Genomic DNA, 14242 nt, shown 5'->3' with positions numbered 1-14242 from the left:
GCCGGCTTGACGGCCCACTCCCCGCCTGCCACTCCGGCAGCCATGGAAACCATCCAGTCAAGAGCCGGACAGGGCCGCGTCGCCGACGCGCCGAGCGGGCATTGGGTTTATCGTGTCCTGCCGCGCTGGCTCTGGCCTTGCGCGCAGCTCGCCCGCTGGGACCGGCCGATCGGCGTATGGCTTCTGATGTGGCCGTGCTGGTGGTCCGCCGCGTTGGCCGCGTCGGCCTACCCGCTGCCGGGCGAGCCGCTTCTGTCGCTGCTTCCGTCGCCGTGGCATCTTCTGCTTTTCCTTGTCGGCGCGATCGCCATGCGGGGCGCGGGATGCACCTACAACGACATCGTCGACGAGGACATCGACGCGCAGGTGGAACGCACCCGCTCGCGGCCCCTGCCTTCCGGCCAGGTGTCCGGCAAGCAGGCCTGGGCATTCCTCGTCGTCCAGGCGCTGGTCGGCCTCGGCGTGCTCCTGCAGTTCAACAGCTTCGCCATATTGCTGGGCGTCCTGTCGCTGGCTGTCGTCGCGGCCTACCCCTTCATGAAGCGAATCACCTACTGGCCGCAATTCGTTCTGGGACTTGCCTTTTCATGGGGCGCGCTGATGGGCTGGGCGGCGGAATTCGCCGATCTCGACGGCCCCGCCTATCTGCTCTACGCAGGCTCGATCCTCTGGGTCATCGGCTACGATACGATCTATGCCCATCAGGACAAGGAAGACGACGCGCTTGTCGGCGTGAAGTCCACCGCGCGCCTGTTCGGCGACCAGACCAAATCCTGGCTGGTCGGGCTTTATGGCGGCGCGCTGATGCTTTTTGCGCTGGCCTTCGCGGCGGCGGAAGCGCCGCTGCCGGCGCTGGCCGGCCTTGCCGCCGCGGCCATCCATATGGGCCGGCAGATCGTCGCGCTGGACATCAACGATCCGGCGCAATGCCTGCGTCTGTTCAGGTCGAATTCGGCCGTTGGCTGGCTGATCTTCCTCGGCCTCGTCGCGGGCGGCGCGTGGGTGGCGCTGAAGCCGCTCGTCTGAGCGACCCGGCGCGATGCGCGATCAGAGATCGTCGCGCGCGATGATCTCTTCACCCCCGACGATGAGCCTGAGGCCGAGATTGCCCTGACGACGGCGCGCGAGGAAGCGCGGACGACGGCGAATGGAGGAGCGGCCCTGCCGGCGCTCCGGCGGCGTCGCGCCGCGCAGCATGGCGCAGCCGAGCGATTCCTCCAGCGTCCGCGCGATGCCGTCCGCCTCGATCAGCAGCATCGGCAGCCCGTAGGCCTCCGACCAGGTGCGCCAGTCGGCAGCGACGTCGTCGAGATCGCCAGCGACGAGCAGCGGCACCGAAAGCATCGGATCGCTGTGCAGGAGTTCCAGCGTCACCGTGACATTGCCGTCGGCATCCTCGATCGCCCGCGCCGCCACGCCGCGAAAGGCGCGCGCCGGCAACACAATCGTCGCGGGAAGCCCGCTTCTGGCCAGAATGCGGTGGATGACGGCGCCCCGGCGGTCGATCGAGAAGATAACCTCGCCGGCATCGTCGCGCGTCGCGTAGCTTGCGGCTTGCGGCAAGCGGAACGGGTCGAGGCGCATGTTCTGCCCCGCCCAGACTGGCTTCAGTCCGGAACTCATGTTGCCATCCTGTCTCTCCTGAGAGCCGGTGACCGGCTTCTCCGGGCCGGTTATCCGGCCTCGTTATGTGTGGGAGACTAGGCGGCGTCCCTTACTGTCCACCTTAGAAGTTCGGTTAAATTTTTCATTGTCCGGCGGATGGTTATCGGAATGCCACCGCAGGTCAGAATACGGTTACTTTTGCCGCGCTCAGATGAGCTTTCCCGGATTCATGATGCCGGCCGGGTCGAAGGCCGCCTTGATGCGGCGCATGAGATCTATGCCGACGGGAGGCGCGGTCTCCAGCAGTTCGTCGCGCTTCAGCTGCCCGATGCCATGCTCGGCCGATATGGAGCCGCCGAAGGCGCGCACCACATCATGCACGGCGTGGTTCATCGGCTTGTAGAGGTCGAGGAAGTCCCGGTCGGCCATGACTTCCGGGCGCGTCACGTTGTAGTGCAGATTACCGTCTCCCATATGGCCGAAGCAGACAGGGCGCGCGCCGGGACAGATGCGCTGCACGGCGGCCTCGGCTTCCGGGATGAAGGCCGGGATGGACGATACCGGCACGGAAATGTCGTGCTTGATGGACGCGCCCTCGGGCGCCTGCGTTTCCGGCAGCGTCTCGCGGATTAGCCAGAAACTTCTGCCCTGCGCGAGGCTCTGGGCGACCGCCGCGTCGTCGATGAAGCCGTCCTCAAGCGCGGAAGCCAGCACATCCTCCGCAAGCCGGCGGCCGTCCTCGGCCGAGCGGCCCGACGAGATCTCGATCATCACGTACCACGGCGCGCCGAGGGGCAGCGGCAGCATGACGTCGGGACGGTGCTTCGTCAGGAACGCCAACGGCCGCCGGCCGATCAGCTCGAACGCCGTGACCGCGCTGCCGGCCATGTCCAGCGCTCGGTTGAGCAGTTTCAGCGCCGCTTCGGGGCTTGACATGGCCGCCCACGCCATCTCGCGGCCCTTCGGCTTCGGAAAAAGCTTCATCACCGCCGCGGTGATGACGCCGAGCGTGCCTTCAGCGCCGACGAAAAGGTTCCTGAGGTCGTAGCCGGTATTGTCCTTCTTCAGCTTGCGCAGATCGTCCAGCACCTCGCCGGTCGGCAGCACGACCTCGACGCCGAGACAAAGCTCGCGCGCATTGCCATAGGCCAGCACGCCGGTGCCGCCGGCATTGGACGACAGATTGCCGCCGATCTGGCAGGTGCCCTGTGCGGCGAGCGACAGCGGAAACAGCCTGTCGGCCTCGTCCGCCGCCTTCTGCAGGTTTTCCAGAATGACGCCGGCCTCGACGGTCGCGGTGTTGGCAGCCACGTCGATCTCGCGGATGCGATTGAGCCGCGACAGCGAAAGGACCAGCTCGACACTGCGACGTCTCGGTACCTGCGCGCCGACAAGGCCGGTATTGCCGCCCTGCGGCACGATCGGCGTGCGGGTCTCGGTGGCGAGCCTCAGGATGCGGCTTACCTCCCCGACGCTTCCGGGCCGAAGCACCAGCGGCGTGGCGGACGCCCACAGGCCGCGCCGCTCTGTGACGTAAGGCCCGGTGTCGGCCGGCGAACGGAGCGCGTAACGCTCCCCGACGATCGCGGCGAAGCGGTCGAGAAGTTCGGCCGCGGGAAACGGGGCGCTGTCCGTCATTGCTGAGCCTATGATCCAGAAACGGGAATATCACGCGGCGCCGCGGCGCGCGCCAGACGGTCGTTGATGGCTTCGCCGAGGCCGTTCACAGGAACGGGCTCAACCGCTATGGAGGCAGCGCCCGAGCGGTCCAGTTGCCGAAGGAAGGCGAAGAGATTGCGCGAGGCCTCGCGCAGATCGCCGGTCTCCGACAGGTTGAGCACGACTCGCGCCGCCTGCGCGCCGGCGATGCGGCGGGGACCGAAGGCAAGCAGTGCCTCGCCGGGACGCACCGCATCGGCATCGAGCCTGACGCCCGCGTCAGGCGCATAATGCGACGCCAGCATGCCGGGAGCCACGACCTCCCCGCCCTCGGCCCGAACCACCGGACGATCCGCCACGGCCTCGATCTCCTCGACGGGCACGCCGCCGGGGCGAAGCAGCACGATCCGTTCCGGCTCGACCTTGACGATGGTCGATTCCACGCCGACGGGCGTCGGGCCGCCGTCGACGATCAGCGGAATCTTTTCGCCGAGATCGGCAAGCACGGCGTCGGCGCTCGTGCCGCTGATGCGGCCGGACGTGTTGGCGCTTGGGGCGGCGAGCGGGCGGCCGAATGCGGCGATCAACTCGCGGCCGAAACCGCGCGGCGCGCGCAACGCCACCGTGTCCAGGCCGGCGGTGACCAGCGGGTGGATTGGCGAGCCTTCGCCAAGCGGCAGCACCAGCGTCAGCGGCCCCGGCCAGAAGCGCCCGGCGAGTTTCAGCGACAGCGCGTCGAAGCGCGCCAGCCCATGCGCCATCTCCAGCGAAGCGACATGGGCGATCAGGGGATTGAAGCGCGGCCTGCCCTTCGCCTCGAAGATGCGCAGCACGGCGTCGCCGTTCGTCGCGTCGCCCGCCAGCCCGTACACCGTTTCCGTCGGCATGGCGACGACGCCGCCGGCGGCCAGTATCGCGCACGCCGGCGCAAGCGCTTCTTCGGCTCTGATGACCCTTGCCAACATGGGACTCCCGGTGCCCGGCACGTTGCCGGACCATCCGCGCTGCCTATCGCCCGCATTTCCCCGCCGCAAGCCCGCAATGGCTAAAATAGCCGTCGCGGCGGAAAGCAGATATCAACCCACGGCTGCTAGAAAGCGTCAGGGATCGTGCTGCGTGGGTGTGTCATGCGTATTCTGGCGACGGCATTTCTGTTGGCGATGGCTTCGGCAAGCGCCCAGGCTTCGTCCATCATCGTCATCGGCGACGATGGAGAAGTGGACGGCAATTCGGTGAGCGTGATCACTGCCGGCAGCGAACTCGCCCGCTCGCCCTCGGTGCTGGTGATCGGCCCGGCGGAGATCGCGGCGGTGGAGTCCGAGGATATGGCATCCGAGGCGGAGCCAATGGTCATAGCGCCGCTGCCGATGGTCATACGGGCCGGCATCGAAGGCGAGGCTTTCACCCGCGCGATCTCGCCGGACGGCACCGGCTCCGAGCAGATGGATGACGAACAGCAGCCGCAGGCGGTCGTGAAACCGCAGAAGCAGGAAGGCGCGGTCGAGGCGAAGGCTCCGAGCGCTCCGGTCGCGCCACGCGCGCCGGTCGATCCGATCGCCCAGCCCCAGGCCGTGAGGGAACAGCCGGCGCCGCCGCCCCCTCCCGAGCCTCAACCGATCGAGCCGACAGCCACCGTCGACTGACCCCGGAATCGAGAGCCGCGCGCCGACTCCCGCCAGAGGCGCCGTTGCCCGGCGCCGTCGCGCGCGTTACATCTGGCGAACGCCGTCCAATTTCGGCCACGGCGCAGCGGCAAGGTCCGGCTTCGGGCAACGCTTCAGGGGAGGCATTTCATGAAACGGCACGCAGGCATTCTGCTCGCCGGCGCGGTTCTCGCCGCGACGCTTGGTTCGGCTCAGGCGGATCAGCTGCTGGGCAGCTATGTGGCGCGGATCTCCGATAACGACCACCACGCCAGCGACGGCTATCGGCTGGACACCGCCGCGCAGATGGTGCGGCAGGACCGGGCCAACTGGCACAAGTTCGGCCGCGGCGACCGCGAGGATCAGGACGATCCGTGGTTCGGCTCGACGGCCGCGCGCGCGAAATTCGAACGGATGCTGAACAAGGGCAGCGCCATGAGCCAGGCGACGCGACGCGCCATCGTCAATGGCGAGCCGGTGGTCGAAGTGGAGGTCTATCGCCAGAGCGTGAAGGTGCGTGTCATCGGGTATTGAGGGCGCGTGGGAGGTCGAGGCCCCAGCCCTTCGCTTGGGCTTACGGCATTCGGCACCTTAGCTCCGCTGGACCTTCCGATCCGTCTTTGGCGGACCGGAGCCTTACCCCGCGATCCTGGAGAAATCCGCGACCTGATCCGTGGCGGCGCGAATGCGGGCGAGCAGCGCCAGACGGTTGGCCCTTACCGCCGCATCCTCATCATTCACGAGAACGCGCTCGAAGAATGAATCAACCGGTTCACGCAACGCGCTAAGCGCGACCATGGCGGCGGAAAAGTCTTCGTTCTGAATCGCTTGCGCCGCCTTGCTCTCGGCCTGATTCAACGCCGCGAACAGCGCGGTTTCGGCCTCTTCGCGGAACTTTGCCGGGTCTACGGACACGGCAATCGCTGTGCCTTTCTTCTCCTCGGCCGCCAGAATGTTCGCCGCACGCTTGGTGCCGGCCAGCAGGTTCTTGCCGTCCTCGGTGTCGAGCAGCTTTCCGAGCGCCTCGACGCGGCGGACGATCTGGAGGAGGTCTTGAGCGTCGACGGTAACCACGGAATTCACAAGGTCAGCGCTATGCCCCTTGTCACGCAAATATACTGTTATTCGCTCAAGAAAGAACTGAAAAAGGTTTACTGGATTGATAAAAATATTGGCCATTGCGACCAACTCGTTGGTGCCTTCCTGAACTTTTAGATCGGCAACAATGCCGTGAAGCGCAGACGCCAAATCCGAGATTTGTTCAGCCGTCATTTCATTCGGGACTTTGAGAACGAAGCGCTTCGAAATCGATTGGGTTACCGACTCAGCGATAATGCCGAATGCCCAACCCAAGCGGAGCTTCACTCCATTCTCGACCAATATCCTGATCACCCCCAGCGCTGCCCGTCTCAGCGCGAACGGGTCCTTGCTGCCTGTCGGCTTCTCGTCGATGGCCCAGAAGCCGACCAGTGTGTCCAGCTTGTCGGCCAGCGCGACAGCGATCGAGACCGGGTCGGTCGGCACGCGATCGGACGGGCCTTGCGGCTTGTAATGCTCCTCCAGCGCCGTCGCGACGGAGGCGTCCTCGCCCTGCAACAGCGCGTATTTGCGGCCCATCGCGCCCTGCAATTCCGGAAACTCGCCGACGACTTCCGTCTGGAGATCCGCCTTGGCGAGAACTGCCGCGCGGCGCGCGAGGGCCGGATCGGCGCCCACCACCGGCGCGATCTCTTCCGCCAACTTTGCGATACGCGCGACGCGCTCGCCTTGAGTGCCGAGCTTGGCGTGGAAGGTGACGTTCAGGTGGTCGAGCCGCGCCATGCGCTGATCGAGCGGCTTCGTCAGGTCGAGCCCGAATTTTTTCGCCGAATTTTCCAGCAGCGCGAGGTCCGGAAGGTCTGCCTGATCGGTCTTCCAGAAATAGAGCGCGTCGGAAAGGCGCGCGCGCACCACCTTGCCGTTGCCGTGGACGATCTCCTTGCCGCCATCCTTCGCCTCGATATTGGCGGTGAGGAGGAAGTGGTTGGAGAGCTCTTCTCCCCCTGCCCTGACGACAAAACACTTCTGGTTCGCCCTGATGGTCAGCCGGATGACCTCGGCAGGAATGTCGAGAAACTCCTGCTCGAACTCGCCCATCAGCACGACCGGCCATTCGACCAGTCCCGAAACCTCTTCCAGCAGCGCCTCGTCCTCGACCAGTTCGAGGCCGCGCGCGAAAGCGAGATCCCTGGCATCCGCCGCGATGATGCGCTTGCGGCGCTCGGCATCGAGCACGACCTTTGCCGCCTCAAGCTTCGACACGTAATCGTCAAAGCGGCGCACTGTGATCGCCTCGGGGGCATGGAAGCGGTGGCCATGGGTGACGTTGCCGGAGCGGATGCCGTCGATCTCGAAGTCGACCACCGCCGTCTCGCCCGTCTCCGGACCGAAGGTGCAGACGATGGATTGCAGCGGCCGCACCCAGCGCAGCGCGCCGGGCTTGGCCGAAGCCTTGCCCCAGCGCATCGACTTCGGCCACGGAAAGGAACGGATCACCGCCGGCACGAGTTCGGCGATGATCTCTTCCGCCGCCCTGCCCGGCCTGACGATATGGGCGACGTAGAAATCGCCCTTCTTCGGGTCGCTGTGGACATGCGCCTCGGAAATGTCGGCCAACCCCGCCGAACGCAGAAAGCCCTGAATCGCCTGTTCCGGCGCTTTGGTGCTCGGGCCTTTCTTCTCCTCGCGCACGTCCTTGGAACGGGCGGTGAGGCCGCGAATGTCGAGCGTCAGCCGGCGCGGCGTCCAGTATTCCTGACAGCCCTCGTAGGTAAGACCCGCATCGACCAGACCGTCCGTGACCATCTTGCGCAGATCGCCGGCAGCCTTTCTCTGCATGCGGGCGGGGATTTCCTCGGAGCGAAGTTCAAGGAGAAGATCGGGCATGACGATGGCCTTATCAGGCTTTGGTGGAGACGCCGAGTGCGGCCAGCGTGTCCCAATAGGCGGGGAAGGTCTTGGCCACGCAGTCGGGGTCGAGAATGGTGATCCAGTCGAGCCTCAGCCCGGCAAGGGCAAAGCTCATGGCGATGCGGTGGTCGGCGAAAGTGTCGATGCGCGCCGGATGGCTGCCGGCAAGCGTCGGATCGGACGCGACGACGAGATCGTCGCCCTCCTCACGCGCGAGGCCGGGGCGGATGGCGTTCAGGCCTGTCGAAAGCGCGCGGATGCGGTCGCACTCCTTGACGCGCAGATTGGCGATGCCGGTGAAGCGCACCGGCGTCCGGTTGAACGCGGCGAGCACGGCCAGCGTCGGCACGGCGTCCTGCATCTGCGAGCCGTCGATCTCCGCCGGCATATGCGGAAAGGCTGCGATCAGTTGGTGCGACTTCGCGTCCGGTTGCGAAAAATCCTTCGCGGCAAGGCCGAGGTCAATCTCGCCGCCGGTCAGCACTTCGGCAGCCCAGAGATAGGTCGCCGCCGACGCATCCGGCTCGATGAAGAAGTCGGTCGCACGGTAGCCGGTCGGCTCGACACGCCATGTGACGTTGTCGACCCGCTCGACCTTCGCGCCAAAGGCGGTCATGGCGGCGGTCGTCAGGTCGATATAGCCGAGCGCGCCGATATGCTCTCCTGTCAGTGCCACGGTCACCGGCTTGCGGCCGCAGGCGGCCATCATCAACAGCGCCGAGACATACTGGCTGGAAAGCCCGCCGTCGATGACGATGCTGTCTGCGTCGAAGCCGCCCCCGCCGCGCACCGTCACCGGCGGGCAGCCGGTCGGCGCGGAAACGTCGATGCCGAGCGTCCGCATGGCGTCCACCAGCGGCGCGATGGGGCGCTTCCTCATATGTTCGTCGCCGTCGACTACGACCGTGCCGTCGACCAGCGCGGCAGCGGCGGTGAGAAAGCGCGTCGCGGTTCCGGCATTGCCGAGAAACAGCGGCGCGGAAGGCGCGGCAAGTCTGCCCGAACCTTCGACGACGAAACTCGTCGCGTCCGGCTCGGTCACCGGAACGCCCATCTGGCGCAGGGCCTCGGCCATATAGAGGGTATCGTCGCTTTTCAGCGCCCCGCTCAGCCGGCTCGTGCCCTTCGCCAGCCCCGCCAGCAGCAGAGCCCGGTTGGTGATCGACTTCGAGCCGGGTGGCGAGGCACGGCCGCGCAACGGCTTGCCCGGCGGTATGATCGTCAGCGCCTCGCGGGCCATGTCAGGCCGCCTTGTCCGCGTAGTTCGCCCCGCCGGCGTCAGTCAGCAAGAAGGCTTCACCGCACGCCTTGGCAAGGTTGCGGACGCGCAGGATGTAGCTCTGCCGCTCGGTCACGGAGATGACGCCGCGCGCGTCGAGCAGGTTGAAGACGTGGCTCGCCTTGATGCACTGGTCGTAGGCCGGCAGCACCATCCTGTGCAGCGTCTCGCCCGGACGCGGAGCGCCGGCTTCCAGCAACGCCTTGCACTCGGCCTCAGCATCCTCGAAATGCTTGAGCAGCATGGCGGTGTTGGCGAATTCGAAATTGTGCCGGGAATATTCCTGCTCGGCCTGCAGGAAGACCTCACCATAGGTGACCTTCTCGTCGCCTTCGCGGCCATTGAAGTTGAGGTCGTAGACGTTGTCGACACCCTGCACATACATTGCGAGGCGCTCCAGACCATAGGTCAGTTCGCCCGCGACCGGCGCGCATTCGATGCCGCAGACCTGCTGGAAATACGTGAACTGCGACACTTCCATGCCGTCGCACCAGCACTCCCAGCCGAGCCCCCACGCGCCGAGCGTCGGGCTTTCCCAGTCATCCTCGACGAAGCGGATGTCGTGCAGCAGGGGATCGATACCGATCGCGGCCAGCGAGCCGAGATAAAGCTCCTGCAGGTTCGACGGGTTGGGCTTCAGGATCACCTGATACTGGTAATAATGCTGGAGCCGGTTGGGGTTCTCCCCGTAGCGACCATCCTTCGGCCGCCGCGATGGCTGTACATAGGCGGCGTTCCACGGTTTCGGGCCGAGCGCACGGAGCGTGGTGGCGGGATGGAAGGTGCCGGCGCCGACCTCCATGTCGTATGGTTGCAGGACAACACAACCGTAATCCGCCCAGTAATTGTGAAGCGTCAGGATCAGTCCCTGAAAAGACCGGCTCGGATCGGAAAAGTTCTGCGCCACGGGAAATCTGCCTCGACGGATGGGCGGGAAAGCCGGCCCGTCCTAGTGCGGAGGCCTCCGTGGGTCAAGCGCGAGACGATTGCCGCACCGTTGCTCGTCGCCGCGCGGCAGACTGGACCTCATGGCAAAAATTGCTATTTTAAGGCATAGCTTCAATACCCGACGGTGGCACGCCATGAACATGAACGTCTCCCTTACCGATGAACTCGCGCGCTTCGTGAAGCAGAAGGTCACGACGGGCCGCTACAGCTCATCAAGCGAAGTCGTGCGGGAGGCTCTCCGCATGATGGAAAAGGCGGAGCAGCGGGAGAGCGAAAAGATCGCCCTTCTTCGAGCGGCATGGAAGGAGGGGATAGACAGCGGCGATGCGGGCGACCTTTCCTTCGATGTTCTGAAGGCGGAGGCACGCGCGCGTCTGGCGGCCCGGAAGAGCTGAATTGGGGAAGGTTCTTTTTACCCGCCGCGCTCGCGAAGACCTGCTGGACCTCTGGGTTTACCTGGCCGAACATTCGAGCGTTTCTGTCGCCGATCGCATCTACGACACGATCGAAGAGCAGTGCGCTGTCCTGCGCTCGCATTCCCTGATCGGTCGCGCACGACCGGAAATCGCGGCTGATGCCCGCTCTCTGGTCATTAAACGCTGGATCGTGCTCTATCGGATTGCGGGCGAGGATGTGCAGATCGTGCGGGTCGTCGATGGCGCCCGTGATCTCGACAGGATCGAGTGGACCGACGAGACTTCGTGTTAGTGATATGTCGAGACAGCCGATGCTCCGCGCAGCGTCCCCATTGAAAACCTTTTCCGCCACGGCTAGATAGGCGGCAACATCAAGAGTCGGGCCGATGCCCGACGCCAACCTGCCGTTCCGGGCAAGGTGGCGCTCCTGACGGGAGGATGTGGCCGGCCGGCAACCAAACGGATCACGCCACACAATCTGTCCGACTCCCGATGCGAGACAAGGGACAGATATCGCATGCCGATCAAGATTCCGAACGACCTCCCCGCCCGCGCCACGCTGGAAGCCGAGGGCGTGATGGTGATGCGCGAGGCCGAAGCGGTGCGCCAGGACATCCGCCCCCTGCATATCGGCCTGCTCAACCTGATGCCCAACAAGATCAGGACCGAGACGCAGTTCGCGCGGCTGCTCGGCGCGACGCCGCTGCAGGTCGAGCTGACGCTGGTGAAGATCACCAACCATGTCGCCCGGCATACGCCGAACGAACACATGATCTCCTTCTACCGGAACTGGGAAGACGTGAAGGCGGAGAAGTTCGACGGCTTCATCGTCACCGGCGCGCCGATCGAGCAGATGCCGTTCGAGGAGGTCACTTACTGGGACGAATTGCGCCGCATTTTCGACTGGACGCAGACCAATGTGCACGCCTCCTTCAACATCTGCTGGGGCGCGCAGGCGGCGGTGCATCACTTCCATGGCATGCCGAAATACGACCTGCCGCAGAAGGCGTTCGGCGTCTACCGGCACCGCAACCTCGCGCCGACCTCGCCCTATCTCAGGGGCGTCTCCGACGATTTTTCGATCCCGGTGTCACGCTGGACGGAAGTTCGCCGCGCCGATATTCCGGCGGCGAGCGGCATGAAGGTGCTGATGGAGTCGGACGAGGCCGGCCTTTGCCTGCTGGAAGACCCGGCTCACCGCTCGCTCCACATGTTCAACCACATCGAGTACGATTCCAGTTCGCTCGGGGAAGAGTATTTCCGCGACCGCAACGCCAGCGTGCCGATCGCCATGCCGCGCAACTATTTCCCGCAGGACGATCCGGAGCGGCAGCCGGAGAATCGCTGGCGCAGCCACGCGCATCTGCTCTTCGGCAACTGGATCAACGAACTCTACCAGACGACGCCGTTCGATATTTCGGCGATCGGGAGGAAGTAGGGGAGTTAAGGGACCTTGACCTCTCTCCGGCCTTTGGCCAGCCCGAGGACAGGCTCCGCTAGGCGGAGAGAGGTGATGGCGAAACCCGAAACAGAACAGGCGCGGTGCCGCTATCCCAGCGGTGCGAGCGTCCTCAGTTCCCCGCCGGCAGGATCAGTTCCTGCCCCGGAACGAGCCGGCCGGGGTTTCCCTGCAACTGCGGATTCAGGTTGAGGATTTCGAGGTAGCGGTTGCCGTTGCCGAGCACGTCGTCGGCGATCGACCAGAGCGACTGCCCCGGCAGCACCTTGTAGGCGGCCGGCACGACAGGCGCCGCCTCAGCGGGGGCAGCTTCCGTCCGTTTCTCCTCCTTCGGCTCCTCTGCCGGGACGACGGCAGGCGGCGCGGGCTCGACCGGCTGATCGGCCGTCGCCTTGTCCGGCACGGGCGGCATGCCTTCCTTGAGCTTCTTCTCCACTTCGGCCAGCACGGCCGGCTCCGGCTTCAGGTCCCGCGCATGGCTCCACTGGAAGGTCGCCTCCAGACGACGTCCGACCCGCCAGTAGGCGTCGCCGAGGTGATCGTTGAGCACCGGATCGTCGGGACGCAGCGAGACGGCGCGCTCCAATTCCACCACCGCCTGATCGTAGCGGCCGAGCTTGTAATGCGCCCAGCCGAGCGAATCGACGATGTAGCCGTCGCTCGGGCGCAGGTCGACGGCGCGCTGGATCATGCCCAGCGCCTCGTCGAGGTTCATGTTCATGTCGACCCAGGAATAGCCGAGATAGTTCAGCACCTGCGGCTGGTCGGGCGCGAGTTCCAGCGCCTTGCGGAAGTTCGGCTCGGCCTTCGGCCACTGTTTCAGCCGCTCATAGGCGATGCCGCGCTGATAGTAGATGTTCCAGTTGGCGGTTTCGCCGCCATCCGTCCGGTCAAGCGAGCGGGCGGTCTCGAGATGGGCCACGGCCTCGTCGTAGTTCTTCGCCGCCGCCGCGTAGTTTTCCTGCGAGGCGTAGACGCCGCCAAGCGCCAGATAGGCGCGCATGTCGCCGGGGTCGGACGCGATGAGCTTCTTCAGACGCGTCTCCGCTTCGGCATGGCGATCAAGATCGGCGAGGTTCAGGCCGAGCTGCAATTCCGCCGCGCGATAGACGGGCGAATCCTTCGGGATGCGATTGTAGAGCTCGATCGCGCCTTCGGCGTCCTGCTGCTGCTCGGCATAGGAGGCGAGTTGCAACAGCGCGGCGTCGCTGTCGGGCCGCAGCGCCAGAGCCAGCCGCAGATAGAGACGCACAAACGGCTCGCCGCCGCCGCGATTGAGCGCGCTGCCGAGATCGAGCAGCACTTCGGACGCGCCGTCGGTCGGCTTCTCGATGAAGGCGGAGATTTTCTCGCCCTTTTCCACCTTGGCGCGGAGCTGGTTGATCATCAGGCGGCCCGCCACGAACTGCTCTGCCTTGTTCAGAACGTCGATCGCCTTCGCCTTGTCGCCGCGGCGCGCGAGGTGGCGCGCCTGCGCTTCGGCGGCGCGCAGCCATGTGTCGGGTGCGGCCGCGCCCGAATTGACGTCGTCGATGATCCTGGCGAACGCCTCGTCCGCCTCCTTCGTCATGCCGGCCGCTTCGGCGATCAGCGCGTGATGGTAGGATTTGAACATGGTGTACCATTCCGGACCGCGCAGATCGTCGATGGTCTTCAGCGCCGCCTTCGTGTCGCCCGCGCCCTGCTGCGCCCAGGCCGTCAGCAGGCCGGCGATGAGGCGGTCGAGATCGGAGGCGAGCGCCAGCTTCAGCACGGACTGCGCCTCGGCATACTTGCCCTTGCGGATATCGTCGATGGCCAGCGCCACACGCGAAAAGCGTTCGACCTCGGCCACCGTCTTCAGCTTCTCGGCATAGACCAGCGAATCGTCGAACTGGCCGTCGGCGAGCAGCGCCAGCATCAGGCTCTGCTGCATCGCCTGGTTGTCGGGATCGAAAGCCAGCGCTCGCTTGTAATAGGCGATGGCGTCATCGAGGTCGTTGTCGACCTCGGCCACGCGCGCCGCGAGGAACGCGCCGGAGAACGAATTGATGCGCACCGGCTCCGACGCCTGCTTTGCCCAGCCCGGCGTCCCCGAAAGCATGATCGCGGCCAGCGCTGCCAGCGCCATCCGCGAGGTCGAACCCTTGAGCTGCATTCCGTTCCTTTCCGACCCATCGCGCCGCGCGGCGGATCAGCTCGTGCATTGCGCAAAAAGCATGGCCTTTTTGCGATGCACGTCAATCGCGGCGCCGATCACAACATCGGCAGCCCGCGCCTGCGCAAGCCCGACGCTACAGCCGCA

At 65.6% G+C, this 14242-nt stretch carries 13 protein-coding genes and 1 riboswitch; of the genes, 6 read left to right on the top strand and 7 right to left on the bottom strand.

Going from position 1 to position 14242, the window contains the following annotated elements; genetic code table 11:
• The first annotated feature begins 42 nt into the window (after positions 1 to 42).
• Positions 43 to 1026, top strand: a complete 984-nt coding sequence (ubiA, locus tag M9955_16250) for a 4-hydroxybenzoate octaprenyltransferase (protein ID MCO5083195.1) — start codon at positions 43 to 45, stop codon at positions 1024 to 1026.
• 21 nt (positions 1027 to 1047) lie between these two features.
• Here the strand turns inward: ubiA and M9955_16245 are convergent, their stop codons facing one another.
• The 3 genes from M9955_16245 to M9955_16235 all read right to left on the bottom strand — a co-directional run bounded on the left by M9955_16245 (position 1048) and on the right by M9955_16235 (position 4226).
• Positions 1048 to 1623 carry a DUF6101 family protein gene (locus M9955_16245; protein MCO5083194.1) on the bottom strand — a complete coding sequence of 192 codons (576 nt, stop codon included), beginning with the start codon at positions 1621 to 1623 and terminating at the stop codon, positions 1048 to 1050.
• Positions 1624 to 1812: 189 nt separating this feature from the next.
• Complete coding sequence (locus tag M9955_16240; GenBank protein ID MCO5083193.1) at positions 1813 to 3243, bottom strand: FAD-binding oxidoreductase; 1431 nt, start codon at positions 3241 to 3243, stop codon at positions 1813 to 1815.
• A gap of 8 nt (positions 3244 to 3251) precedes the next feature.
• Positions 3252 to 4226 (bottom strand): L-threonylcarbamoyladenylate synthase, encoded by a 975-nt coding sequence (locus M9955_16235; protein MCO5083192.1) that lies wholly within the window; start codon positions 4224 to 4226, stop codon positions 3252 to 3254.
• A gap of 165 nt (positions 4227 to 4391) precedes the next feature.
• Between M9955_16235 and M9955_16230 the strand changes: the two genes are divergently transcribed.
• Complete coding sequence (locus M9955_16230) at positions 4392 to 4907, top strand: hypothetical protein (protein MCO5083191.1); 516 nt, start codon at positions 4392 to 4394, stop codon at positions 4905 to 4907.
• Between the two features lie 150 nt (positions 4908 to 5057).
• Positions 5058 to 5441 carry a hypothetical protein gene (locus M9955_16225; protein MCO5083190.1) on the top strand — a complete coding sequence of 128 codons (384 nt, stop codon included), beginning with the start codon at positions 5058 to 5060 and terminating at the stop codon, positions 5439 to 5441.
• Positions 5442 to 5543: 102 nt separating this feature from the next.
• Here the strand turns inward: M9955_16225 and glyS are convergent, their stop codons facing one another.
• From glyS to M9955_16210, 3 genes are read right to left on the bottom strand one after another with little or no spacing between them, the layout of a single operon-like run.
• A complete protein-coding gene (gene glyS / locus M9955_16220; protein ID MCO5083189.1) occupies positions 5544 to 7832 on the bottom strand; it encodes a glycine--tRNA ligase subunit beta in 2289 nt (762 codons plus the stop codon).
• A gap of 13 nt (positions 7833 to 7845) precedes the next feature.
• Positions 7846 to 9096 carry a 3-phosphoshikimate 1-carboxyvinyltransferase gene (gene aroA / locus M9955_16215; GenBank protein MCO5083188.1) on the bottom strand — a complete coding sequence of 417 codons (1251 nt, stop codon included), beginning with the start codon at positions 9094 to 9096 and terminating at the stop codon, positions 7846 to 7848.
• Between the two features lies 1 nt (position 9097).
• Positions 9098 to 10042: a glycine--tRNA ligase subunit alpha gene (locus M9955_16210; protein ID MCO5083187.1), complete on the bottom strand. Its 945-nt coding sequence runs from the start codon at positions 10040 to 10042 to the stop codon at positions 9098 to 9100.
• 175 nt (positions 10043 to 10217) lie between these two features.
• Here M9955_16210 and M9955_16205 point away from each other — a divergent pair, with 175 nt between their 5' ends.
• The 3 genes from M9955_16205 (at position 10218) to metA (ending at position 11937) form a co-directional block, all read left to right on the top strand.
• Positions 10218 to 10478 carry a type II toxin-antitoxin system ParD family antitoxin gene (locus tag M9955_16205; protein ID MCO5083186.1) on the top strand — a complete coding sequence of 87 codons (261 nt, stop codon included), beginning with the start codon at positions 10218 to 10220 and terminating at the stop codon, positions 10476 to 10478.
• Between the two features lies 1 nt (position 10479).
• Positions 10480 to 10791 carry a type II toxin-antitoxin system RelE/ParE family toxin gene (locus M9955_16200; GenBank protein MCO5083185.1) on the top strand — a complete coding sequence of 104 codons (312 nt, stop codon included), beginning with the start codon at positions 10480 to 10482 and terminating at the stop codon, positions 10789 to 10791.
• 71 nt (positions 10792 to 10862) lie between these two features.
• A riboswitch (SAM-I-IV-variant riboswitch) is annotated at positions 10863 to 10968 on the top strand.
• Between the two features lie 48 nt (positions 10969 to 11016).
• Positions 11017 to 11937, top strand: coding sequence for a homoserine O-succinyltransferase (gene metA, locus M9955_16195; GenBank protein MCO5083184.1), 921 nt, complete (start codon positions 11017 to 11019; stop codon positions 11935 to 11937).
• Between the two features lie 133 nt (positions 11938 to 12070).
• Here metA and M9955_16190 read toward each other — a convergent pair whose 3' ends face one another.
• The gene (locus M9955_16190; protein MCO5083183.1) at positions 12071 to 14095 is read right to left on the bottom strand and encodes a tetratricopeptide repeat protein; all 2025 of its coding nucleotides are present in this window, start codon (positions 14093 to 14095) and stop codon (positions 12071 to 12073) included.
• Positions 14096 to 14242 lie beyond the last annotated feature (147 nt).

The organism is Rhizobiaceae bacterium, from assembly GCA_023953845.1.
In the GTDB taxonomy this organism is placed as follows: Bacteria; Pseudomonadota; Alphaproteobacteria; order Rhizobiales; family Rhizobiaceae; genus Arvimicrobium.
This window is presented reverse-complemented; position numbering and strand designations above follow the sequence as displayed.